A 20,144-nucleotide genomic window follows, 5' to 3' on the forward strand; every position below is an offset into this window, starting at 1 on the left:
GCTACCTGCTCATCAACTTCTTCGTGCCGAACGCGGACATGATCATCGCTGTCCGCTGCATCGCCTGCGCCTCGCATGGGGTCGTCCTGTACGTCTACGGGCATGACGCTTGGCTGGCATTCCGCAAGAGAGAGCCGGCGCGATCGGACTACCTGATCCTCGGCATCTGGCTCTCGTTCCTCAGCCAGATCCTGCAGTCGGCCTTCGCGATCCTGTCTCGGCTCTCGGGCATGCAATCGTGGTTCGTCAACGCCGAGATCTGGGCGCCGGCGATCCTGCTCTCGGTGACGGCGGCGGTGCTCCACACAGCAACGCCTGGCGCCCTCGACGGAGTGGTGCCTCGCCGCAACCGCATCGCCATGGGCGTCGGCCTCGGCTTCGCGATCCTGTCCGTGCTCGGCCTCGTCGCCAGCAAGCCGGACATTCGGCCGTATCTCGATCGGGCCCGGCCCTACATCAGCGACTGGTTCAACACCAACGCGCTGTTCCACTCCAGCGAGCCGCCCGACCCTCCGAAGAACGCCTATGCGGGTGCCGGGGGTTGATTACCCCCGGCCACCTCGCCATGGCGCTCCTCGGCGGCATCATCATCGGCCTCGCGGTCGCGGCGGTGGCGCGTGATCGGTGCGGTTGAACCGAAGCGGGGCGGCTGGGTTGAAAGAAACCTGGCTGGAAATGTCCCCAGCCAGGCCTGAGACTTCCAAACCTTAGCCCGCCGCGGTCCGCCGTGGCGGGCTTTTTCGTGTAATTCGCACAGAACTATGCCCGGAGTCGCCCGGTTCACTCTGGAAAGGAGTGTCCTATGCGATACGCTGTTCTCGCTGCTGCTCTCATCTGCTCGACAGGGCCAGCGTTTGCTCAACCTCAGAGTGCCATGCCTCCGGCGCGAACGTTCGAGGACGCGAAACTCAACGAGCTTCGTGCCGCGCCTGAACCCAAACCGGCCAAGGACATCGACACCCTGCAGCTTGCCTCCGCTCATCGCGAGCGCGCTGAATCGGTCCGAGAGAAGACAGAAGGGCTCTGGCAGTCGTGGACCACGTCCATCTGCGAAGGCTGCGGTGATACGCCGTCATATCGTAAGACGATCGAGAAGGATTTCGCCGATCGGAAGGGGATCGCCGGCTTGAACTCTGGCGCTGTGGCCTCTGGACCGCAGGCCGCCCCACGCCAGGAGCCGCTGGAACAGTTCGGCCGCCGGCTCTACACGGATCTCTCGCCAGAATCCGTGGGCCAGATTAGGCGCATGCCGAAGCAATAGGGCTGGTGTCGGCTTCTGAAATCAAAGCCCGCCCGGTTCGCCGCGGCGGGTTCATTTTAGCGCAGGGAGACGGGCTCGCTGATCCTTGGCAGCCCTTAAGCGTTCAAGTGCGGTACCTGATCGAAGAAGGAGAAGCACATGAGCGAAGGCGCCACCGCGAGCGACAGCCCATTCATCAAGGGCCGAAACGCGAGACACTACGGGAAGCTGCGCGACAGTTGCCCGTACCCGGAAGGGTCGGAGGAGCGCAGTGCGTGGCTGCAGGCCTACGATGAGGCAGGCGACAACGCAGCGGAGCAGGATCTCGGCACAGTCGACGACGTGCAGAAGCCCGGTTGAGGCGCAGCGCTCGCGCGCGTGCCTTGAGTGCCACAGCACGGGCTCGCGGGGTTTTCTTTCGGCCCGCCCGGTTCGCCGGCGCGGGCCTTTTCGTAGCAACTAGTACCTTTGCGCTAACCGTAGCCCCTCATGCGCGTCGTAGCCGTATTGCCGGCCAAGCATTCGAGGCGCAGCATTATCGCACGAGATCGCGGTCCTGCATCTCGTTCTGACAAAACTTCGGCCCGCCCGGCTCCCTCGCCGCGGCGGGCTTTTTCGTATGTTTCGCACCGAACCTATGATCGGTTTCGGACATTCGGGATGTGCCACGATGAGACGTCGGCGGTGGGATCCCCGACGCGGCCTCGATGGCGTAATTCCTGTCCGACACGCGCCGTCGAGGCCGTTTTTATCAAAAGACTGATTAGCCACGCAGTACTTGCTCGCGGGGCCTTTTATTTCCAGCTCAGTTTCACTTGAAGCAGTGTAGAGCCCGTCGAGAGAGAGCAGGGTGGTAGCGTTAGGTGCTGCCCACCTGACATGGCCTCGCTGACATTGGCTTTGTCCCCCCTCAGCACGTGTTGGCGGGGCCGCTCCATTTCTACCCGTGCACTCAGCCCCGCAGCCTCACGGCTCGCGGGGCTTTTCGTTGGTAATCCGAGAAGCGCACACTCTCTCACTGGTCAGACGGTCTCCCGCCGCGAGCCCGAGTTGCCTTCTTCGGTGCGGAGGGCTGCGGCACCAGCAACTGCTTGATCTCCTGCACTTCCAAGCTCAGCTGCCCAACAGTGATCTCCAGCGCGCCCATCCTTTCCACGATGCTGGCCGAATCCAGAGCACTCTCGGGAGCCGGATCGTCACTAGCCGGTCCGGCCATCATCATCAGCGCTTCGGCGCTCGGCGTGGGCTTAGGCCTGCCACCAACTTCCAGCTTTTCCGGGACCGGGTCGTCGGGCCTCATTAGCCGCGCGAAATCGGGAATGTCCGTGCCCTCGAAGATGCCCGGATCATCCTGGTAGGTCAGGGCAAACAGGTCGGGATCGTAGAACCGCATCAGGATGAGGCCGAAGTGGCGCGGGCTGATTTTGAGAGCCTTCGCCCAAATCAGGAGCTGTTCAGACGGGATGCGGTTTCGTCCTGTCTCGATCTGCGAAACGAACTGGTAATAGGGGAGCTCGATCGCCGCCGCCAGATCACGTTGCGAGAGGCCGCGGTCTTCGCGGAGGCGACGGATGAAGTGGCCGGCTTGGCGGCGTAGTTCCCCTGCCTCAGCAGAGCTTTTCTGATACTTTTTCGGAGAGCGCATCGAACCAGCCAGAGATTGTCAATTCCGTACCTCTGCTACCCAATGAAGGTGCAGCAGGTCCAGACCGGTCGGTTATGCGCTGTTCCTACCAGGCTCCCGAGGCGTAAGCCGCAACCTTCAGCGGCTCTCTACGACCCGCAGGCCCGGCTTCGACGTGGGATCGGCAGACGTCTGAGCCACCTGTGCCGTAGGCACCTCATCGCCGAACAGGACCGCGAAGGTCTCAGGGTCGTAGTAGGGCAGGATCATCTTGGCGAAATCGGCAGGCGGCAGACCGAGCGCTTCGGCCCAGACACGCAGCTTCTCGGGCGGAACGCGCCCGCGCCCAGTCTCGATTTGAGAGATGAAGGTGTAGACCCCGGCGCCCACCAGCTGGCACAGCTCGCGCTGCGACAGGCCGCGCGCTTCCCGCAGACGCTTCAGGAGACGCCCGCCTTCGCGGCGGAGTTCCTGAACCTCCGGGTTGGAAAGGCGCTGGGTGTTGGTGAACATGGTCCTGGGCCCGAGTGATCCGCGCTGGGGTATTGTTCTATCATACCATCAGAGGCGTTGCTTCTACAACAGGCTTGGCCGTACGGAGATCGCCCTTCGTGTGGTTGATGTGACACTGGAATCCGGAGCTGCCCGAAGCGGCAGGCGGGCAAGCCTCAATGCACCCCTCAGTTAAACACGATCTGTGTCTGCCCCGGCTCCAACCATGGCGACTCGACCGACATGGTCCAGCCGGCTGGTCTTGGCTTCAGGGTGCGCCCACGGCAACCCTGCTGTGATAGTCCTGAAACTCCGCCGAGGCCGTGAAACGCCGGACGACCTCAGCCGGGCCGATGCTCGGGAGCATCTTCACCCAGTACTGCACCTCGGGCGAGGTCGGATGGCGTTTCAGGAGCGTGTGAAACAGGCTTTCCACGAACGAGGCAGCATCGAATGCCTCGCAGTGCAGCGGCTTTGATCCCTCAAATCGTGCCTGATACCAACTCGCCTGGGGGTGTTGCGAGAGAGCCGCTCGCACTGCATCGCGGCCGGCGTTACCGTACTGCTCGTAAGCCGATTTCACAAAGTCGAATGTTGACATGGCAACGTGCATCTGAACCCTCTGCCCGAGTTCTGGTAGGGCAGTCGGATCAAGCCCGAGGTGTATGACAGTCGAAGGGTAAGGCATAATCCTGATGTTGCTCAGGTAGCTCATGCCCCCGACCGGGATCGTAACCGGCACGCCCGCTGCGGACATGAGTTGTTCGGTGACACCAACCAGCGACTTTCTGGCCGGGTGATTGAAGGTGTGGAAGAGAAGTTCCTGATCCAGCTTGTCTGCGAGGATCGAACTTACCCGCGCATGAGCACCGCAGGCAGTCTCACGTCGGATAAGCTCGCGTAGGCAAACCATGACCTCGTACAGGACAAAGGCTCTCGTGAAAAACGTCGGCGAGGAAATACGGTCGTAGCATTCGTCGACAGACACGCCGGAGGCGTACATGTCAGCTACATGGACATCATCGTAGCCAAGTCCGTATCCCTCCACCCCAATAGCGAAAGATTCGATGTTGTAGCCACGAAAGTGCATTGACGGGAAAATAAACAGACCAGTATCGGGGCGCTTTCTGGCTTGTATCTGCGACAGAGAAAGCGTGTCGACTCCCCGGTACCCATCGGAAATTGGCTGAGCCAGGATGATGTCCGCTTCTTCGATGTCAACGTGATACTGCTCCAACTCCTCGTCCGAACTCAGGTCAAAGGTCTGGACCTCGCGACTCTTGATTTGCCACTCCGGCCGAACCTCTCTGAGCAGCCAGCCGACCGCACTCGCTTGGCAATTGCCGTGGCCGTAAATCCGCATCACTGCCCCAACTGAGTCCTTTTGCCCCGCGTGGGCCTCAGATCGAGGGCGGCCAGGGTTTCCGGCTCCGCCTTATAGAGCCTGAGGAAAGCCATGCCGTAGGTCGCGCGCGCGAAGTCGTTTGAGTACCGGCAGAGCCGCCACAGGCGCGCGATTTCCTCCGGCGTGCCGCCCTCCGTGATGGGTTGAACGATCAGTTCGAACATCCGTCGTCCCCTGCGACACGCGCCGCGGTCAGCGGCCGATCTTGCTCCAGTCCCAGTCGATGGTGTTGTCCTCGGGCAGGGTAATCATCGGCTTCACCTCGGCCTTCGCGCGCTCGGCCGCTTCGGCTTGCGCTCGAGCCTGGGCGAGTTCCCCGAGGGTGGAGAGATTGCCCATCGAGAGGAGTTGCGCGTAGGCGACGCCGACCACACCCGTCCGGCGAAGCTGGCCGAAGGCGGCATCGTCGAGCCCGTTCATGGCGAGTTCGTTGATGCGGTGCAGCCCAGTGACCTGCTGGGCTCCATCTGCGCCCTGGATCGTGATTGGCCAAGGCTCAATCACTCCGGCCGCATGAAGCTTCCCGCAGGCATTGGCAAGAACCGCTTCGCCCTTCGCCGTCTCTTGGAGGAAGGCCCAGACTTGCTCGACAGAGGCGCTTGGTTCGCCGCTCTCGTCGAAGAAGGTCTCGCCCTCTCCGCTCTCCACGACGAGCCCGCTCGCCTCATCGACACAGAGCACAGGCTGCACCGCCTCGTTCCAGGCGACGCGGAAGGGGTAGGCGCGAAAGGCTGCTGGGACGTAGGCGACGATCCAGTTGCCGTTCGGCGCAACGTAGAGGTTCTGGCCCGGCAAGAGGCTGAGCACCGCAGCGAGCGTCCAACCGCTTTCACGCTCCACGAAGGCCAACGGCAGCGCCAGAGCAGCTTTGCCCACCTCAGCAGCAGCAAGGGGTGCAACAGCGGTTGTTGCGGTGAAGCCATAGCCGCTGAAGCGCCGCCAGCGCAGTCCGGCATGGCGCTCACGTGAAAGTGGTTGGATGCTACTCATGGACGCTCCGTAAGACGAGGCGCGCTGCTCGCACCAGGAATGGGCTACAGGACGCCGAGTCGACGCCAGAACGGCAGCTTCTCAGATAGGAAGGTCTCCGAATCCGCACGCACAACGATCTGGCGCTCGGTCGGATCGGTGATGGTTTTCCCCTCCTTCACCCAGTTGATGCCAAGTCGCTGCATCGCTTGAATGACGTAGGTCGACGTCGTTTCGGTGCTCTCACCTTGACCGTTTAGGACAGCGGCAAGCATCAAGAGGTCGGTGGCCGCAGCCTGAACGCCGGACCCAGCAATCGGTGCCGCGAGGAAACTGTAAGTGCGACCTTGCAGCATTTTCTCAGCGATCACTCGGTTCAAACGCTGTGCTGACCTCGGGTCAAGGGTGTGAATAGCAGCATCTCCGCCAGGAGCCGGTAGCACTTGGCCGCTGTGGACAAAGAGGCCGATTACCTGAAGAGCGGAACGCGTCCCGCCCTCCCGGAAAACCGGCAATGAAGCGATTTCGGCAAAACTTGCGGTTTTCTCGCCCAGCAGATCGGCCACGGCACCGTAGATCTCGGGATTGGCATCGAGATCACCAAGCAGGCTGGTGATTTTGAACGACACCTGTGACCGGGGCACAGCCAAGACAAAGTGCGTCGCACCAAGGATGACAGAATGCTCCGCAGGGGTCAGAGTGCTGGATCCACGAGCAAAGAGGTCACGTCGAAACTGCTTGTTCGAGGCGACATCCCGCAGAGTTTCTTTGAAGATCGGATCTGCCTCCGCGCCAATGCGCGCTCGCACTCCCTCTGGGACGGACACTCCGTCAACATTCTCGCCGATGGTGGCCGAACCAACGAAGTCCAACTTCGCCCGGCTGAACATATCGGCGACATCGGCGAAGTGGAAGATGAACCAGTTGGCATTCAGATACTCGTGTGCGAGATAGTTTTTATCGAGCACCTCCATCTTCTCAATGCGCTGTTGAAGACCTGTGTTCGTTTTGAAGTACGCCGCCCCCTCGCTCGTCAACGCCTTTACAAGTTCGATACCCGACGCGGTTTGCTGGTCGGACCGGCCGGACACTCGTCTGGCGTTTTCACGCATCAATCGCTGCAAGGGTAGCACGGGCGCCCAACCTGGCATGCAATTGTATGAAACGTAGAGCATGCCGCCGGGCTTGAGACGCTTGCGGGTTATCTCGACGATGGCTTCATGAGCCTCCGCCGAGACCCAGGTGAGAATGCCATGCAACACGATGAGATCGAGGTCGTGCTGTCCCTCGTCGGCTTCACGGGCGAGGTCTTGGAAACTCGCTTCTCTTACGCTGACGTTCGTCAACTCCGCTTCGTCGATGAGCCCCCGAGCGTGAGCAACGTGGAGAGGGTTGAAGTCGACGCCCTCGAAGTGGGTGTTCGGATTGGCAGCGGCGTTGATGACGAAGCCGAGGCCCATACCGAAGCCAAGTTCGAGCACGCGTTTGGGCCGGAATGACAACCCAGGATGCTTGCCGACGCATGTTGCAGCGAAGGCGATGTGGGCTGGAACCGTCTCGCGATAGAAGCCGAGAGCATAGGGAATGTCGGCCACGTAGCCTTCGGTCCAAGCAGTCATTTCGCATCCTTGAAAAACGAAAAGGGCTCCCGGATTTCTCCAGGAGCCCTCCTTAGTCGATCGCTATGGATTAAGCGATGGCAGTGATGTCAGCACCAGCGCCAGCAGAGAACGTGAGACCGTTCGCGCCAACCGTGACACCGGTCAGCTTGATGAGCACGTCCGTCGCGCTGAGACCGTCCGTCGCATCAGAGACGAACAGGTAAGCGTCGTTGCCCTGCTGGAAGATCGCGCTCTCACCAGCGACAGAAGCACCACCCGAAGCAGTGACACCAGCAGCCAGGGCTGTAAGCTTCAGAGCGAGCGTGTTGTCAGCGCTGTTGAAGGTCGCAACACCAGTAGACGAGATCGCAGCGGTGCCAGAAACCGGAGTCGCCGTGGCAGTAGCCGTGGTCGACAGCGTGATGGCGCCGAAGTCGATCTTGTTGCCCGTGCCAGCACGGAAGTCCGTGATGGTGTCGAAGTTGGTAGCGGAAGGCAGGCCGGTCGAAGCGTTCGTGAACACGAAGGTGTTCGCGCCCGCGCCGCCCGTGATGATGTCAGCACCCGAACCGCCGAACAGCGTGTCAGCAGCGCTACCGCCAACGATGACGTCTGCCAGACCCGTACCGGTGATGTTGTTCACGCCCGTGGCGCTACCGGTGATCGCGAGACCGTTTGCGGTTGAAGCGGCACCAGTGAACGTGAACGTGCCAGTGACGCCCGAAGCATCGACCGTGGTATTGGTGTTGATGGCGAGCGCACCGGTCGTCAGATCGACGTTGCCTGCACCCGTCACGACAAGCTTCGTCAGGCCAGTGAGACCGGTCAGCGAAGTAGCAGTGACGTTGTCGACAGCGTTGATGTTGACCTGCTCGACACCAGCAGCCGTCAGATTGGCAACCGTGATCGTGCTCTTGGTAGCGGCAAGATCGTCGAACTTGATGCTCAGGACGTCAGCAGTGCCGACCGTCGTAGCATTTGTCACGCCGAAGGTCAGATTACCGGCCTGAGTGCCCGTAACCGTGACATTTGCGGCCAGAGCAGCAGAAAGACCATTCACCGTGGTGACATCGCCAGCAGCAGCGGTACCAGCAACCTGAATACCGGTGAGGCCCGTCAGCAGCGAGGCGTCAAAGGTATCGGCGGATGCGTTGGCATCATCCGTGATGCGCAGAATCTCGAAGCCCGAGATCTTTGCAGCGGTCGCCGCCGTCAGAGCAGCCTGATCGTTGACGCTGAGGATATCGCCAGTACCAGCACCGCCAGCGACGGTGGCATCGCCATTGAAGACAAGCCCGTTGATCGTGACCGTGTCGTTGCCAGCGCCACCGATGAAGGAAGTGGTGTTAGCGCCAAGAACGACCTTCGCGCCGCCAGCGGTCAGGCCGGAAGCATCGACGGTCTTAAAGTTGGCGGACAGAGCAGCGCCCGACAGGTCAACGCTCGAAGCTGCACCGGCAACGGTAAGCGTTGCGTTGGCAGCGTAGTCGGCAGCAAGGCTAGCAGTCAGGTTCGTCGTTGCGTTGATCTTCAGACCGGTGATCGTCGCACCAGCGTTGTCGAGGTCAATGATACCGACCGAGTTGGCGGCGCCTGTCGAAGAAATGGTGACAGCAGTCGCACCAGTCTGATCACGAGTGATGTTGCCAGTGCCCTTCGTGCCGCCGTCGATGACAATATTAATTGCGTCAGTGACGGTGGCCGTGGTGAAGGTCGTGCCGCCGATTACCGTATTACCGTCGCCCTTGATACCAATCGTAGCAGCCGTGCCAGCAGTGGAACTGGTGCCGACGTTCGTGAAGGACACCGCGGCCGTCGAGCGGTCGTTCCAGACCTGCTGCTCACCAACAATGGTGCCGAAGTCGTAGACGCTCGATCCAGCCGTCGTCACGTCACGGATGAAGAAGTTCTCAATGTTACTGATGTTCGCGGGCGGCAGAGAACCAGCAGCAGCACCGGTCACAGTGATGTTAAGGCTGTCTGTACCAGCAGCGCCGTTGATCGAGTCAGCAGCGGTCAGGGTGCTGTTTGCGGCAGTCGCATTATCAACAACGCCATTGATCGTGTCATTGCCAGCCGTACCAACGAAGGTGTCGACGCCGGTCTGAAGCGAAACGGTCTGGCCACCGTTGGAGCCGCCGCCCGTGCCGCCGCTTTGGCTGTTGAGCGGGCCGGTCGGGTAGGTGCCCTGAGCGACCGAGTCGAGGAAGGTGACGACGTTGGCAGCGTTGAACTGAGCAGCCTCAGGCGAGTTGGCGACGCCAGCGAGGACCTGAGCAGCGGATTGACCCTGGAAGAAGGCGAACTCAGAGGTAGCCGGGGTGCGGCCGAGGATCGACAAGAAGGCGTCCGTCACAAGCTGGTTGCCGGTGTCGCCGGAGTCGACGATGCCAGCGCCGGCCGTCTTGGAGGTGAACTCAGCCGAGCTAAGGAACTGCTGGGTGATCTGCGTGAGAGTGAAGCCCTGGCGAAGCTCGGTCGTGAAGAAGCGCAGACCAGCGGCATCCGGCACGCGGCCGAGGACTTCCTGGTACAGGCGCACAACGGGGGTGATGAAGGTGGTGGCTTCGGCCGAAAGCTCGATCTGCTGGCGCACCTGGGCGTCAGAGATGTCGGTACGGTTGGCGAAGAACTGGATGCCGCCCGTGTCGACGTTACGGAACAGAACGTTCTGGTAAATGGTGTTCAGTTGGTCAGCAGATAAGGCCATCTTGGGTCCCTTGCGGTGCTAGGGGGTTTCCGCCAGCGCTTTGCCTGGTCGGCTCCCTCCCCGGTGCCTCGACCGAGGTTGGTACGGTCGAAACGGTTTGTAGTTCACGATACCGCCTCTTGTCGAGGCACTTTTTCGAGGTCGGATCACGGGATTTTTCAGTGGTGTGGAAAAGGCACACAACTGCACAAGCCATTAGAAACTATAAGGTTTTTAAAAAATCTGTTCGGACCAACCCCGTTCCGTCAGACTGCGGATGAAGACGAAAGTGAGGCGCCGGCTTCGCTGCAGTTAGAGGCGAGGATCACCTTCTCCTCGCGCGGTATCGTTCGGTTCGGTGCGTTGGCTCCGCCGGCGACTCCGGCATGTCCCCTTAGGCCCACCAGCATCGAAGGACACTCGCCGGCACCCGCCGCGCGGGCTTCCTCAGGTCTGGGGCGGGTCATTGCCACCCATTCCTGTACGGCGGCCGAAACCTCTCGCGAGCCCCCGCCGTACTGGTTCCTCCTGAGAGGCGGAGACCTCTCGCGTAGCGAGGGGCCTCGATGCCGCGGTACTACTTCGATCTCTACGCGGGAGGGCGGGCCATACGAGACGATCGCGGAACCGAGCTTCCAAACCTTAAGCAGGCTGGCGAGGAAGCGATCGGTGTCCTGATCGACTATGCGCAAACCTCCTGTCCAAGCGTTACGTTCGAGGGCAGCGTCACCGTGCGAGATGCAGAGGGACGCAAACTTATGACGACGGACATGTTGCTCAGATCGGAACGCCACTAGGCCTGAGCACAGGCGGCGGACCGGGCAGTTTTCCTCATGCCCCGGACTTCGGCACCGCCGGGAACGGCGCCGTCCCACTCCGCCACCCGACAGACCAATCCGGATAAGTCTCGATCCGCTTTCTGCCGCAAGCCGAGCGGCGCAACCGAAGCGCGACGTCCGGCACGAAGTGATCCGACTGCCCTTCAGCCCCCGTCCTTCCGCTCGCCCCGCCCGACCACTTTCATCATCGCGTCCGGCAGCGGCCGCTGCAGCTTCAGCGCCTCCTCGACGGGCGCCTCGAGCCACGCGCTCCACTCGTCCTCGGTCGTCAGCAGCACGGGCATCGCCTTCGGGTGCACCGGACCGACCACGCCGTTCGCCTCTGTCGTGAGGAAGCTGTAGAGCCGGTGCTCTTCCTCGACCGGTTCGTTGCGCCTCGGTCCGCGCACCCCCGTCCACGGGCGCCAGATGCCCGCAAAGGCGAACAGCGGGCGATCATCATCGAGGGCGAACCACATGGGCGTCTTCTTCGGCTTGGTGTCGGCGTACTCGCTGAAGGCCGAGACCGGCACCAGGCAGCGGAATTCCGGCTTCAGCCAGGGTCGCCAGTAGGGCGAGGCGACGTTGCGCACGTTCGTCACCGGCTGCGTGCCGACCTTCGGCGGCGGCGGGAAGCCCCAGCGCATCATGCTGAGTTCGCGACCGGCGTCTCGTCGGCGCACCACCGGTGCCATCTGATCGGGAAAGATCCCGGGCAGCGGCGGCAGGTTGCCGGTCCGGTCGTCCGTGACGCCGAACGCCTTGCGGATGGCGTCTTGGCCCTTGTTCAGGCTGTAGAGATTGCAGATGTGGACGGCCCCCACTTGTCAGGATGTAGCAGCTTTCTGACCTGATCGCTTGCTCTCAGATGTCCGGCCTGTTCGCGCGGGCGAAGCCCGCTGGCCAAGATGGTGTTCGCTACGCGCGCTCCAAGCACATCGGCGACCTGATAGGTCAGTGTAACCTTCGGAAGCTCACGCGTATCGACCGACCGGTCATACCATCTGCTGCGTCCTGCAAGTTCCTGGGCGATCCGCCGAGCAGCCTCGCTCGCCGGCGCCGGTCTCGGGTCAGGCAGGCATGGCGGCTCGCGGCTGGCTGTAGACGCCGCCGGTGACCATCAACCGCCACGCGATGCGGGCGAACTTGTTGGCCAGCGCCACCGCCACGAGCTTGGGCGGCTTCCGCTCCAGCAGTGCGGCGAGCCACGCCGAAGGCTTATGACGGCCCTTGCGGATGTGCCTCAATAGGGCGGTCGCGCCGACGATCAGCGTCGAGCGCAGCGCCGAGTCCCCAGCCTTCGTGATGCCGCCGTGTCTCTGGCGGCCGCCGGTCGAGTGATCCTTCGGCGTCAGCCCGATCCAAGCCGCGAAGTCACGGCCGGAGCTGAACGCCTCTGGCGGCGGAGCCTTCATGCTCAGCATGGTCGATCCGATGGGGCCAACGCCGGGGATCGTCGCGATCCGTCGGCTCACGTCATCCTCGCGATGCCACCGCATCAGCTTGGCCTCGATCTCTTCGAGGCGTGCCTCGACGGCGGCGTACTCCTTTGCCTGGAAGCGGAAGAGTTCCCGCGCCATCTCGGGCAGGGTCTCGTCCTCCAGCACGTGCTTGATGAGCGCATTGACGTTCTGCCGGCCGGCAGCTCCGACGATGCCGAACTCCGCCGCATAGCTCCTGAAGGCGTTCGAGAGCTGCGACTTCACGCTGACCAAGCGCTCCCGCACGCTCATCAGCATGCACGCCGCCTGGCGCTCCTTCGACTTCACGGGCACGAAGCGCATGCTCGGCCGAGTGACCGCCTCGCAGAGAGCCTCGGCGTCGGCCGCGTCGTTCTTCCCGCGCTTCACGTAGGGCTTCACGTACTGCGGAGGGATCAGCCTCACCTCGTGGCCGAACGACTGGAGCAGGCGCGCCCAATGATGGGAGCTGCCGCACGACTCAATGGCGACCAGGGCCGGCGGCAGACGCTCGAAGTAGCGGACCATCTCGGTACGCCGGAACTGTCGGCGGACGACCACGACCTCGTTCTCGTCAACGCCGTGGAGCTGGAAGACCGACTTGGAGGTATCCATGCCGATGCGGACGGGACTGTTCACTGGACGCTCCTCTCATCTGGCTGAAACGCCAAAGCGCTATCAAGCCGTTGGGATGAGAGGCCGTCCACACCAGCACATGCGGCCACCGTCGCGGGAGCGTGGTTGAGGTTCAGGCGCATGGGCCCGTCCACGACGGGGGGCGCGACACCAGGATGATAGGGCGGCTACGCATCCCTCAACCCGGGCCGATCTCGAATTCCATCCCACGGCCAGGGCCCTGGTCGGCATAGTCCACCAGACTGTAGCCCCGCTCGCTCAGGGCTGCTTCAATGACGTCGCGGTGCCTGCGGAACATCTGTCCGATGGCGAGGGGCGTCAGCCGCGGGTTGCCCTGCCTCAGCCGGTCGACCCCGATCTGCAGCGGCGCTCCCTCGCTGTCGGCCACGCGGACGATCGCCGATGCCAGCTCGGCCGCCTTCGTCTCCGCTGCGGATTTCGGTTTGAATGCCATGCTGCCTCCTGCTCCGTTGCCGTCGGTATCAGCCGCCGGTGAGCCCTTCCGCGAAATCCTCCGGCACCTCGCCGAACTGGCCGAGGATCGTCGCACTCTCTAACTCGCCCGTCTCGTCGTCGGCCACGATCCGGAGCGCGGCCGTGCCCGGCATCCGGCCGGCCATGGCCGCGGCCCGCTTCATCGCCCCGCTCTCGGTCGGTGCAAGCTGCTGCTCGCCGGGCCCGAGGCGCTTGCGCTTGATCACGAAGGTCTGCACCAGAAACGTCGTCTTCATACCCACGATCGCTACCCCCTAAGCCGCCTGGCGCTCGTCGCGCACATCGGTGAAATTCAGCATCCCCGCGCGCCGGCCCTTGCTGTCGTGGATGTCGACGATCCACTCCGACCAATCGAGCTGGCTGCCGCAGCTATCCATCACCTCCCGCGCGACGCGCTCAGCGTGGCTCCAGATCAGTTCCGGGTTGCGCACCCATCGGCCGGTCCGATCAATGACGGCATGCTCTCCATCCGTGCAGTGGAAGCGATAACGCTCGACAGGCATTGGCCTTCCTCGCTCGAATTCACAGGCGTGCACAGGCTCCTGAGGTGGCCTCGCCATGCCACATTGAACCCGGGGCGCCCTTGCTGTTTGTTCTCTCTCTGTTCTCATATCGGGGAGACACGTGGGCGTCTATCGGATCGGCGAATTGGCCGCGGGCTCGGACGCACTTGTCCACGTCCCGATCCTTGGGCAGGCGCTCTGCGCAGGCTTTCCGTCGCCTGCCGACGACTTCCTGGAAGGCGCGCTGGAGCTGCCGCGCTGGCTCGCGCCGAACCCGCCCGCCACCTTCGCCTGGAACATCTCTGGCGACAGCATGCGCGGCGCCGGCATCTTCGACCGCGATCTCGCCGTGGTCGATCGTAGCCTCAAGGCCGGGCACGGCAGCGTCGTGGTCGCGGCCGTCGACGGCGAGATGTCGATCAAGCGCCTGCAGATCGAGGGCAACGTCGCGCGGCTCGCCTTCGACAACCCCGACCTGCCCGCCTTCGCGGTCGAGGAGATGACCGCTGGCGAGGTCTGGGGCGTGGTGCGCTTCTCGATCCGCTGGCACATCGCGCGTGCCGGGCTGGTGCGATGAGCCGCGCCATCGCGCTGATCGACGGCAATGCGTTCTACTGCTCCTGCGAGCGCGTGTTCGATCCGAAGCTCGCTGCCGTGCCGGTGATCGTGCTCTCCAACAACGACGGCTGCGCCATCGCCCGGACCGCCGAAGCCAAGGCGCTCGGGATCCGCATGGGCGAGCCCTACTTCAAGATCCGCGACCTGTGCCGACGCCAGGGCGTGCGGGTGTTCTCCTCGAACTACACGCTCTACGGCGACATGTCGGCCCGCACCAACGCCGTCTACCGCGACTTCGCCCGAGCCGTGGAGATCTACTCCATCGACGAGAGCTTCCTCGACCTCTCGGACGTGCGTGAGCACGAACGCCTGGAGCTCGCCCGCGACCTGCGCGCCACGGTGCGGGCTTGGACCGGAATCCCGACCTGCGTCGGCATCGGGCCGACGAAGACGCTGGCCAAGCTCGCCAACCACATCGCCAAGAGCATCCCTGAGCTCGGCGGCGTCTGCGACCTGTCGGAAGAGGACGAGCGGGCCGCCTGGCTCTGCCGCATCCATGTCGGCGAGGTCTGGGGCATCGGGCGCGCCTCGCTCGCCAAGCTCGAAGCGATGGGCGTCGACACGGTGGCCGACCTGCGCGACCTCGACCCGCGCCAGGTGCGCAAGGCGATGACGGTGGTGGGCGAGCGCATCATCCATGAGCTGCGCGGCCTCGCCTGCCTGCCGCTCGAGCTGCTGCCGGCCCAGCGCAAGGGCTGCGCCGTCACGCGCTCGTTCTCCAAACGCATCGAGGAACGCGCCACGCTGGAGCAGGCGGTGGCGGCCCACGCGGCGCGGCTCGGCGAGAAGCTGCGGCGGGGCGGGCTCGGCACCTCGCACATCACGGTCTTCTACCACACGAGCGAGCACGACCGCGGCGAGCCGATGCGCTCGGTCTCGACCACTGTGACGCTGCCGGAGGCCACGAACGACACGCTGGCGCTGATCAAGGCCGCGCGCCTCGGCGTCGCAAAGACCTGGCGCGAGCCGGGCGAGCGGCCCTGGCGCTACAGCAAGGCCGGGGTGGTAACGACAGACCTGATGCTGCTCGACGACAGCCCACGGGCGCTGATCGGACAGCTCGACCGGGAACGCTCAGGTCCGCTGATGGCTGCGATCGACGCGTGCAACGCGCGGTTCGGGCGTGGCAGCGTCGTGCCGGCGCGCGCCGGTCTCGAGGACAGGCGGGCCTGGAGCACGAAGTTCGAGATGCGCACGCCGCGCTATACGACACAGCTGACCGAGCTACCGACGGCACTCGCTTAGATCGCGATGCTGGCAGCGTTTACCGCTTCTCGGGTCGAGCCAGCAGGATCGCGGTGCGGACCGCGGCGCGCTTCAGGTGATCGCTCGCCTCGGCGCTGGCGACGGTGGTACGCGACCAAGGGTGCGAGCGCACCGCCTCGGAGAGGTTCAAGCCGTAGCCCTCGCCCATCACGAACAGCGTCGTTGTCGGGTCGGCCATGTAGGCCTCGACCGCCGCGACCACGTCGTCCGCGGTGATCGCCTTGGCCTTGTAGAGCTCGCCGATGGTGGGTGATTCGGCCATAGCTCAGTTTAGCGGCCTGTGGTTGCCCATGCCGAGCAGGTAGGCGCCTGCGATGATCTGTTCGCTCGTCAACTCCTTGCCCTCGAGGATGTAGCGCTGGTGTTCGCCTTCATCGACGATCTCAAGCGGCAACCCGCCGGCGATGAGAAACCGAATCGCGTTGCTCAGGAGCATGTCGAGAGGGGAAGGCTCGGTCATGCCCCAGGATACGCGTCACCAGCGGAAATCCCACACCGGGATCCCGACGCCGGCGCCCGGCACGTTCCGGTAGTAGGTGGTCAGCCCGAACTCGATGCGATCGGCCCGGACCGCCGTCGTCCTGCGCCCGCCGATCACGAAGGCACCGCAGGTGTCGACCCGCATCGTGCCGATCTTGGGATGCACGGCGAACAGCTCCGCCGTCGTCCAGCCGTGCACGACGAGGTCGTCTGCGAACTGGTCGAGGGCTTCGAGCGCAACCGCATGCATCTGGGCCCATCCTGACGCTGTCATGCCGGGGCAGGGCGGAACGCTCGGCTTGAGGCGGGCAAGGCCGTCGCGCCAGGCCTGGACGTCGGACGGCACGATCTGAAGGGTGGGTGATGCGGACATGGATCCCGGGCGGCTGGAGGGAGCGCCGGGATAAGCGAGGAGACGGCGAGTCGCTAGGGCGGGGCGGGCACAGGGCGGAGCGCGCCTCCGCCCTCATTGGCCGGCGTCGGACAGGATTACGTTGATGCGCGGCACGGCGTCGAACACCTCTTTGCGCTCGGTATCGTGCGCCGGGATGACGACCTGAACGCACACCATTTCCTGTGCGACGCCCTCGGCCCTCAGTTTCTCGCGGATCATCTCGGCCACCTCGTCGGGCGTGAACCAGACGATGCCGCTTGTTGTCGAATGACGCTGCATGGCTTCTTTCCCCTCCGCCCACTCAGCGGTTGAACCAGACGATGTGCGTGGCGTCAGGCGGTATGCCATCACGACCGTCAGAGGGCTTCACCTCCACGTTGCAGTGCTTGCCGTCCCTCACCGGATGCCCAAAGCCGTCGTAGTCGATGAAAGCACCGCACTCGACAGAGTCGAGGTATTCCTCAACCGTCATCACATGATCGTCCTCATCCACCTCTTGCGAGTAGGATAGATCGGGCTCCGTGCCCCAGATGCCGCGATACTTCGTGGTCATGCTTCTCTCCATGATGGCGGATCTCTCCTCCGCCGCGCGGCGCTTCGGCTTGGCTTGGCTCAAGCCGGCTCTTCGTCATCCCGAACCGGCAACACGCGAACGAGCGGCCCGACATACCGCTCTCCGAAGCCGCGCCGCCTCATGATGGCCTCGGCCTGGGATCGGCTTTCCGCGATCACGTCCCCTCCATAAAGACCGTCCTCGACGGCAAAGGCGGTCAGGTGGATCACCTTCTGCCGAGCCAGAAGGTTGGTCTGATCAAGGCTGAGACCGGCCGTGTCGCGGAAGGATCGTCCGGCATGGGAGCCGCCTACGAACAGGGGACGGGTGGTGTGGATCTCGGTCATGCGTTCGCTCCTCGTGTGAAATCTTGGTCATTCGTCATATCGGGTTGATGGCGAGGGACGGGGCTCGTCTCTCGCTTCGTCATCCGGGGTTGATCACCATCTTTGCGACCAAGCATAGTCTTCAATAATGGGATAGTCTGGCAGCGACTGCCCCCATCCGCGTAAGACGAAAAGCGCGGCTCTGACAGCTGCGTCTGCCTCCTGTTGAACTTTGTCTCGCTGAGCATCAGGGAGACGGTCAAACGCACTTGGCCGGCGCGCCCATCCGCGACGATCTCTGTGCTCATTGGCGATGGCTATCGCCGCTTCTCCGACCATCGCGTTGAACAAGGCTCCCGACTGGAGCTCCACGAAGTGGTCGTAGTCCGCAATGATGGATTGTTTATTTGCTGCGCCCATCTACTCAGATCCTTACCATCTGACGAAGAACAACACACGCATGTTCTGCTGCTAGTTGTGCGTCCAAGGGGTCAGCGTCGGATAAGTTTTCGAGAACTTTGAGGGACCAAGACAAGCTCTGCCTGTCCAAATCGGTATGTTCCCGCGCAAGCAAGGCGAGAGCGTCATCTCGTTCGCGTGCGGCCTCAAAGAGATCCATCGACAGACCACGAGCATGCTCCTCGGCACGTTCGGCCCGCGCCATCCACTCGTCTTTCGCGTCTTGAAGAATGTCACATTGCCTCTTGCATCCAACAGCGTCGTCCATATTGATCTCCAATGCGATATCGCAAGCGCACCATTCGTCGGCATTACTTGTCTGCGGTCGCCTGCTCCGGTCCATCATCTCTCCTATTGAAATTGGCGGAATTCCCCTCCGCCTATTCCGGCCGCCGCTCGATCGAAAACCGCAGCGTCGTGATGTCGTAGCCGCGAAGCTCAAGTTCCTGACAGAGCGTGCGCCCCTGGAAGACGGGAGCTTCCTCTAGGGCAGTCATCAGCACCCGGCTGTCGCACTTCATGTTCCGACTGTCGTAGACGTAGACGACGGACGGTCGGCTGTGCTGATCCGGGCGCCCATACTGTGCGTAGAGCTTTCCCGGCTTGGGCTTCGGTATTGGAACTCGCTTCTTGCTCATCGCCCCTCCTGTTCTAAGGATTTCCCCTCTTTCGAACTCAGGTATTCTCAGCGCTGCTCCGGCGGCCCCAATCAGAAAGTGCGTTTAGCGCGGCGTGGGAAGCGTCCAACGATGCGCGCAGTTGGGCACGATGTCCGGACCAATTCACGCTCTGACCTTCACGCTCGGCAATCGACCAAGCGCTGCGCAATGCTTGATTTGCCAGATCATGCGCCTCCGCAAGCAAACCAACCTGCGCACGCAACACCTCAACTTCGTCCATGTTCGATCCCTCTCTCCTCCGCTTAGTCAGCAATCTTCTTTGCCTTGTCGCCGCCGGACGCCTGCTCAAAATGGTAGGATTTGCCAGCCGTAATAATAACCCCTTTCGGTGATTTAATATCTACGGAGGCACGCCAACCCTTTAGGCTATCTATGTCGTGGTTGTGCGGCATGATACCGGCTACGGCATCGATAGCATCTTCCTTCGAAGCTGCCTCAACACGCACTTTAACCCGCGTGTGAATGATAAGGTCTGTCTCAACTTCAAAGACGGCCATTTTCGTTTCCTTCCTTCTGAAAATTGGCGGATCTCTCCGGTTTCTAATTCAGGCGTTTTCCTTAACCGCCGTAACAGCATCGAGGCGCTGAAGCAGACGACGAACCGCCCGTTTTGCAGAGCGCAAATCCGCGTTGCGGGCCAAGTTGGACCCGTGACCGATCAGGGCGACAATCCGCTTGTATTCTGCTTCACTCTGATCCGAGAGCCGTCCGACCTTGCTCGACATGGCTTCTCTCTCCTCCGCCGCGCGGCGCTTCGGTTCGGCATGCTCGGGCCGATACCTTTCCCTCCCCGTGCCCCTGCAGGATCCACAGGGAGGGCTGGCGTTGTGGTCGTAGCGTCTGGTGCCAGCGCACGCTTCGCAGCGACAAAATTTCCAGCCCTCAACGAATCGACGGTACCAGTCGGATCGCTGCGCCTTGCGCTCGTGGAACGTGCTCATTCCGCTCCTCGCGCCTGTTCGGTGGATGGCGCCTTCCCCTCCCCGAAGTACCAGCGCCCCCGCTTGCCCTGGACGAGGTGGAAGTGCCGGCCCTCCACCGGGTCGCGCCCGTTGCACATCGCGAAGAAGCGCTGGGCTGCCTTGCGGGCCTGCCCTTCCGTGGCGAACCCGGGCACGAACGGATCGCGGCTCGCGCGGGCCGCCACGACGGCCCTCTTCATTCCGTCGCCCATGTCAGTGGTCTCCAGCCTGTCGTGGGAGGAAGGCGCCCAGCCGGCCGTGCTCCGGCGCGATGGCGCGCGGAGGGGAGGGCGGGGCGGTGATGATGGGACGTGGGCCTGTGTCTGCGGCCCGTCCTCTTTTTGCAGGCGCGTCGGCGATCCGGCGGCGTAGGTAGTGCTCTTAGGTTCGGACTGACCTCGAACCATGAACGGAAACGGAACCTGATGCCCGAAACGCCTAGGCCGGTTCCGAAATTCTCCTTTGCTTTCCGTG

General features: G+C 62.9%; 31 protein-coding genes. 6 read left to right on the forward strand and 25 right to left on the reverse strand.

Annotated features, from left to right (window positions below):
- The 3 genes from F6X51_RS28260 to F6X51_RS26355 all read left to right on the forward strand — a co-directional run.
- The coding region (locus tag F6X51_RS28260) for a hypothetical protein (RefSeq protein ID WP_191970289.1) at window positions 1-545 on the forward strand (545 nt) is incomplete at its 5' end.
- 257 nt (window positions 546-802) lie between these two features.
- A complete protein-coding gene (locus F6X51_RS26350) occupies window positions 803-1,261 on the forward strand; it encodes a hypothetical protein (protein ID WP_150966837.1) in 459 nt (152 codons plus the stop codon).
- A 138-nt stretch (window positions 1,262-1,399) separates the two neighbouring features.
- Window positions 1,400-1,600: a ribosome modulation factor gene (locus tag F6X51_RS26355; RefSeq protein WP_150966839.1), complete on the forward strand. Its 201-nt coding sequence runs from the start codon at window positions 1,400-1,402 to the stop codon at window positions 1,598-1,600.
- Between the two features lie 655 nt (window positions 1,601-2,255).
- Here F6X51_RS26355 and F6X51_RS26360 read toward each other — a convergent pair.
- The 7 genes from F6X51_RS26360 to F6X51_RS26390 all read right to left on the reverse strand — a co-directional run bounded on the left by F6X51_RS26360 (window position 2,256) and on the right by F6X51_RS26390 (window position 10,041).
- Entirely contained in the window at window positions 2,256-2,885 is a 630-nt protein-coding gene (locus F6X51_RS26360; protein WP_150966841.1) for a helix-turn-helix domain-containing protein, read from the reverse strand.
- 117 nt (window positions 2,886-3,002) lie between these two features.
- Window positions 3,003-3,377, reverse strand: a complete 375-nt coding sequence (locus F6X51_RS26365) for a helix-turn-helix domain-containing protein (RefSeq protein WP_150966843.1) — start codon at window positions 3,375-3,377, stop codon at window positions 3,003-3,005.
- Between the two features lie 247 nt (window positions 3,378-3,624).
- Window positions 3,625-4,719, reverse strand: a complete 1,095-nt coding sequence (locus F6X51_RS26370) for a WcbI family polysaccharide biosynthesis putative acetyltransferase (RefSeq protein ID WP_246697014.1) — start codon at window positions 4,717-4,719, stop codon at window positions 3,625-3,627.
- Complete coding sequence (locus F6X51_RS26375) at window positions 4,719-4,925, reverse strand: hypothetical protein (RefSeq protein ID WP_150966847.1); 207 nt, start codon at window positions 4,923-4,925, stop codon at window positions 4,719-4,721. The genes F6X51_RS26370 and F6X51_RS26375 overlap by 1 nt, the downstream gene beginning before the upstream one ends.
- Window positions 4,926-4,953: 28 nt before the next feature.
- A complete protein-coding gene (locus F6X51_RS26380; protein ID WP_150966849.1) occupies window positions 4,954-5,751 on the reverse strand; it encodes a SapC family protein in 798 nt (265 codons plus the stop codon).
- A gap of 44 nt (window positions 5,752-5,795) precedes the next feature.
- A complete protein-coding gene (locus tag F6X51_RS26385; RefSeq protein ID WP_150966853.1) occupies window positions 5,796-7,349 on the reverse strand; it encodes a class I SAM-dependent methyltransferase in 1,554 nt (517 codons plus the stop codon).
- A 70-nt stretch (window positions 7,350-7,419) separates the two neighbouring features.
- Complete coding sequence (locus F6X51_RS26390) at window positions 7,420-10,041, reverse strand: DUF4214 domain-containing protein (protein ID WP_150966855.1); 2,622 nt, start codon at window positions 10,039-10,041, stop codon at window positions 7,420-7,422.
- Window positions 10,042-10,586: 545 nt separating this feature from the next.
- Here F6X51_RS26390 and F6X51_RS29145 point away from each other — a divergent pair.
- Window positions 10,587-10,817, forward strand: a complete 231-nt coding sequence (locus F6X51_RS29145; protein ID WP_407658686.1) for a DUF6894 family protein — start codon at window positions 10,587-10,589, stop codon at window positions 10,815-10,817.
- A 185-nt stretch (window positions 10,818-11,002) separates the two neighbouring features.
- Here the strand turns inward: F6X51_RS29145 and F6X51_RS26395 are convergent, their stop codons facing one another.
- From F6X51_RS26395 to F6X51_RS26415, 5 genes are all read right to left on the reverse strand, one after another.
- A complete protein-coding gene (locus F6X51_RS26395; RefSeq protein WP_150966890.1) occupies window positions 11,003-11,647 on the reverse strand; it encodes an SOS response-associated peptidase in 645 nt (214 codons plus the stop codon).
- A gap of 261 nt (window positions 11,648-11,908) precedes the next feature.
- Window positions 11,909-12,937, reverse strand: coding sequence for an IS110 family RNA-guided transposase (locus F6X51_RS26400; RefSeq protein WP_150966857.1), 1,029 nt, complete (start codon window positions 12,935-12,937; stop codon window positions 11,909-11,911).
- 175 nt (window positions 12,938-13,112) lie between these two features.
- Window positions 13,113-13,388: an adenylosuccinate synthase gene (locus F6X51_RS26405; protein ID WP_150966859.1), complete on the reverse strand. Its 276-nt coding sequence runs from the start codon at window positions 13,386-13,388 to the stop codon at window positions 13,113-13,115.
- A 28-nt stretch (window positions 13,389-13,416) separates the two neighbouring features.
- Window positions 13,417-13,671, reverse strand: coding sequence for a hypothetical protein (locus tag F6X51_RS26410; protein ID WP_150966861.1), 255 nt, complete (start codon window positions 13,669-13,671; stop codon window positions 13,417-13,419).
- Window positions 13,672-13,683: 12 nt separating this feature from the next.
- Window positions 13,684-13,932: a DUF6894 family protein gene (locus F6X51_RS26415; RefSeq protein ID WP_150966863.1), complete on the reverse strand. Its 249-nt coding sequence runs from the start codon at window positions 13,930-13,932 to the stop codon at window positions 13,684-13,686.
- 121 nt (window positions 13,933-14,053) lie between these two features.
- On the opposite strand from F6X51_RS26415, the gene F6X51_RS26420 reads away from it, so the two are divergent.
- Both F6X51_RS26420 and F6X51_RS26425 read left to right on the forward strand, forming a co-directional pair.
- A complete protein-coding gene (locus F6X51_RS26420; protein WP_150966865.1) occupies window positions 14,054-14,509 on the forward strand; it encodes a LexA family protein in 456 nt (151 codons plus the stop codon).
- On the forward strand, window positions 14,506-15,795 hold the full coding sequence (locus tag F6X51_RS26425; RefSeq protein ID WP_150966866.1) for a Y-family DNA polymerase: 1,290 nt from the start codon (window positions 14,506-14,508) through the stop codon (window positions 15,793-15,795). Before F6X51_RS26420 ends, F6X51_RS26425 begins: the two co-directional genes overlap by 4 nt.
- 19 nt (window positions 15,796-15,814) lie before the next feature.
- On the opposite strand, the gene F6X51_RS26430 is transcribed toward F6X51_RS26425, so the two are convergent.
- From F6X51_RS26430 to F6X51_RS26485, 13 genes are all read right to left on the reverse strand, one after another.
- The gene (locus tag F6X51_RS26430; RefSeq protein WP_150966867.1) at window positions 15,815-16,078 is read right to left on the reverse strand and encodes a hypothetical protein; all 264 of its coding nucleotides are present in this window, start codon (window positions 16,076-16,078) and stop codon (window positions 15,815-15,817) included.
- A gap of 3 nt (window positions 16,079-16,081) precedes the next feature.
- Window positions 16,082-16,252, reverse strand: coding sequence for a hypothetical protein (locus F6X51_RS28265; RefSeq protein WP_191970290.1), 171 nt, complete (start codon window positions 16,250-16,252; stop codon window positions 16,082-16,084).
- A gap of 39 nt (window positions 16,253-16,291) precedes the next feature.
- A complete protein-coding gene (locus F6X51_RS26435) occupies window positions 16,292-16,669 on the reverse strand; it encodes a hypothetical protein (RefSeq protein WP_150966868.1) in 378 nt (125 codons plus the stop codon).
- A 93-nt stretch (window positions 16,670-16,762) separates the two neighbouring features.
- Window positions 16,763-16,969, reverse strand: a complete 207-nt coding sequence (locus F6X51_RS26440) for a hypothetical protein (RefSeq protein ID WP_150966870.1) — start codon at window positions 16,967-16,969, stop codon at window positions 16,763-16,765.
- Between the two features lie 22 nt (window positions 16,970-16,991).
- Window positions 16,992-17,243, reverse strand: coding sequence for a hypothetical protein (locus F6X51_RS26445; protein WP_150966872.1), 252 nt, complete (start codon window positions 17,241-17,243; stop codon window positions 16,992-16,994).
- 59 nt (window positions 17,244-17,302) lie between these two features.
- A complete protein-coding gene (locus F6X51_RS26450; protein ID WP_150966873.1) occupies window positions 17,303-17,590 on the reverse strand; it encodes a hypothetical protein in 288 nt (95 codons plus the stop codon).
- Window positions 17,591-17,683: 93 nt separating this feature from the next.
- Window positions 17,684-17,989, reverse strand: a complete 306-nt coding sequence (locus F6X51_RS26455) for a hypothetical protein (protein ID WP_150966876.1) — start codon at window positions 17,987-17,989, stop codon at window positions 17,684-17,686.
- 4 nt (window positions 17,990-17,993) lie between these two features.
- Entirely contained in the window at window positions 17,994-18,296 is a 303-nt protein-coding gene (locus F6X51_RS26460) for a hypothetical protein (protein WP_150966878.1), read from the reverse strand.
- A gap of 112 nt (window positions 18,297-18,408) precedes the next feature.
- Window positions 18,409-18,666, reverse strand: a complete 258-nt coding sequence (locus F6X51_RS26465) for a hypothetical protein (protein WP_150966880.1) — start codon at window positions 18,664-18,666, stop codon at window positions 18,409-18,411.
- A 37-nt stretch (window positions 18,667-18,703) separates the two neighbouring features.
- A complete protein-coding gene (locus F6X51_RS26470) occupies window positions 18,704-18,928 on the reverse strand; it encodes a hypothetical protein (RefSeq protein ID WP_150966882.1) in 225 nt (74 codons plus the stop codon).
- Between the two features lie 22 nt (window positions 18,929-18,950).
- Window positions 18,951-19,205: a hypothetical protein gene (locus tag F6X51_RS26475; protein WP_150966884.1), complete on the reverse strand. Its 255-nt coding sequence runs from the start codon at window positions 19,203-19,205 to the stop codon at window positions 18,951-18,953.
- A 48-nt stretch (window positions 19,206-19,253) separates the two neighbouring features.
- Window positions 19,254-19,433, reverse strand: a complete 180-nt coding sequence (locus F6X51_RS28270; protein WP_191970291.1) for a hypothetical protein — start codon at window positions 19,431-19,433, stop codon at window positions 19,254-19,256.
- 212 nt (window positions 19,434-19,645) lie between these two features.
- Window positions 19,646-19,882, reverse strand: coding sequence for a hypothetical protein (locus F6X51_RS26485; protein WP_150966888.1), 237 nt, complete (start codon window positions 19,880-19,882; stop codon window positions 19,646-19,648).
- Between the last annotated feature and the right edge of the window lie 262 nt (window positions 19,883-20,144).

Origin of the sequence: Methylobacterium planeticum (genome assembly GCF_008806345.1) — a bacterium.
Taxonomy (GTDB): domain Bacteria; phylum Pseudomonadota; class Alphaproteobacteria; order Rhizobiales; family Beijerinckiaceae; genus Methylobacterium; species Methylobacterium planeticum.

Coding starts and splice junctions, on each gene's coding strand:
- F6X51_RS26455 (WP_150966876.1), bottom strand. CDS start 17,989: ATGGGCGCAGCAAATAAACAATCCATCATTGCGGACTACGACCACTTC.
- F6X51_RS26415 (WP_150966863.1), bottom strand. CDS start 13,932: ATGCCTGTCGAGCGTTATCGCTTCCACTGCACGGATGGAGAGCATGCC.
- F6X51_RS26375 (WP_150966847.1), bottom strand. CDS start 4,925: ATGTTCGAACTGATCGTTCAACCCATCACGGAGGGCGGCACGCCGGAG.
- F6X51_RS26465 (WP_150966880.1), bottom strand. CDS start 18,666: ATGAGCAAGAAGCGAGTTCCAATACCGAAGCCCAAGCCGGGAAAGCTC.
- F6X51_RS26385 (WP_150966853.1), bottom strand. CDS start 7,349: ATGACTGCTTGGACCGAAGGCTACGTGGCCGACATTCCCTATGCTCTC.
- F6X51_RS26435 (WP_150966868.1), bottom strand. CDS start 16,669: ATGTCCGCATCACCCACCCTTCAGATCGTGCCGTCCGACGTCCAGGCC.
- F6X51_RS26350 (WP_150966837.1), top strand. CDS start 803: ATGCGATACGCTGTTCTCGCTGCTGCTCTCATCTGCTCGACAGGGCCA.
- F6X51_RS26370 (WP_246697014.1), bottom strand. CDS start 4,719: ATGCGGATTTACGGCCACGGCAATTGCCAAGCGAGTGCGGTCGGCTGG.
- F6X51_RS26475 (WP_150966884.1), bottom strand. CDS start 19,205: ATGGCCGTCTTTGAAGTTGAGACAGACCTTATCATTCACACGCGGGTT.
- F6X51_RS26390 (WP_150966855.1), bottom strand. CDS start 10,041: ATGGCCTTATCTGCTGACCAACTGAACACCATTTACCAGAACGTTCTG.
- F6X51_RS26405 (WP_150966859.1), bottom strand. CDS start 13,388: ATGGCATTCAAACCGAAATCCGCAGCGGAGACGAAGGCGGCCGAGCTG.
- F6X51_RS29145 (WP_407658686.1), top strand. CDS start 10,587: ATGCCGCGGTACTACTTCGATCTCTACGCGGGAGGGCGGGCCATACGA.
- F6X51_RS26355 (WP_150966839.1), top strand. CDS start 1,400: ATGAGCGAAGGCGCCACCGCGAGCGACAGCCCATTCATCAAGGGCCGA.
- F6X51_RS26470 (WP_150966882.1), bottom strand. CDS start 18,928: ATGGACGAAGTTGAGGTGTTGCGTGCGCAGGTTGGTTTGCTTGCGGAG.
- F6X51_RS26365 (WP_150966843.1), bottom strand. CDS start 3,377: ATGTTCACCAACACCCAGCGCCTTTCCAACCCGGAGGTTCAGGAACTC.
- F6X51_RS26445 (WP_150966872.1), bottom strand. CDS start 17,243: ATGACCACGAAGTATCGCGGCATCTGGGGCACGGAGCCCGATCTATCC.
- F6X51_RS26425 (WP_150966866.1), top strand. CDS start 14,506: ATGAGCCGCGCCATCGCGCTGATCGACGGCAATGCGTTCTACTGCTCC.
- F6X51_RS26460 (WP_150966878.1), bottom strand. CDS start 18,296: ATGGACGACGCTGTTGGATGCAAGAGGCAATGTGACATTCTTCAAGAC.
- F6X51_RS26450 (WP_150966873.1), bottom strand. CDS start 17,590: ATGACCGAGATCCACACCACCCGTCCCCTGTTCGTAGGCGGCTCCCAT.
- F6X51_RS26440 (WP_150966870.1), bottom strand. CDS start 16,969: ATGCAGCGTCATTCGACAACAAGCGGCATCGTCTGGTTCACGCCCGAC.
- F6X51_RS26360 (WP_150966841.1), bottom strand. CDS start 2,885: ATGCGCTCTCCGAAAAAGTATCAGAAAAGCTCTGCTGAGGCAGGGGAA.
- F6X51_RS28265 (WP_191970290.1), bottom strand. CDS start 16,252: ATGCTCCTGAGCAACGCGATTCGGTTTCTCATCGCCGGCGGGTTGCCG.
- F6X51_RS26485 (WP_150966888.1), bottom strand. CDS start 19,882: ATGGGCGACGGAATGAAGAGGGCCGTCGTGGCGGCCCGCGCGAGCCGC.
- F6X51_RS26430 (WP_150966867.1), bottom strand. CDS start 16,078: ATGGCCGAATCACCCACCATCGGCGAGCTCTACAAGGCCAAGGCGATC.
- F6X51_RS26380 (WP_150966849.1), bottom strand. CDS start 5,751: ATGAGTAGCATCCAACCACTTTCACGTGAGCGCCATGCCGGACTGCGC.
- F6X51_RS28270 (WP_191970291.1), bottom strand. CDS start 19,433: ATGTCGAGCAAGGTCGGACGGCTCTCGGATCAGAGTGAAGCAGAATAC.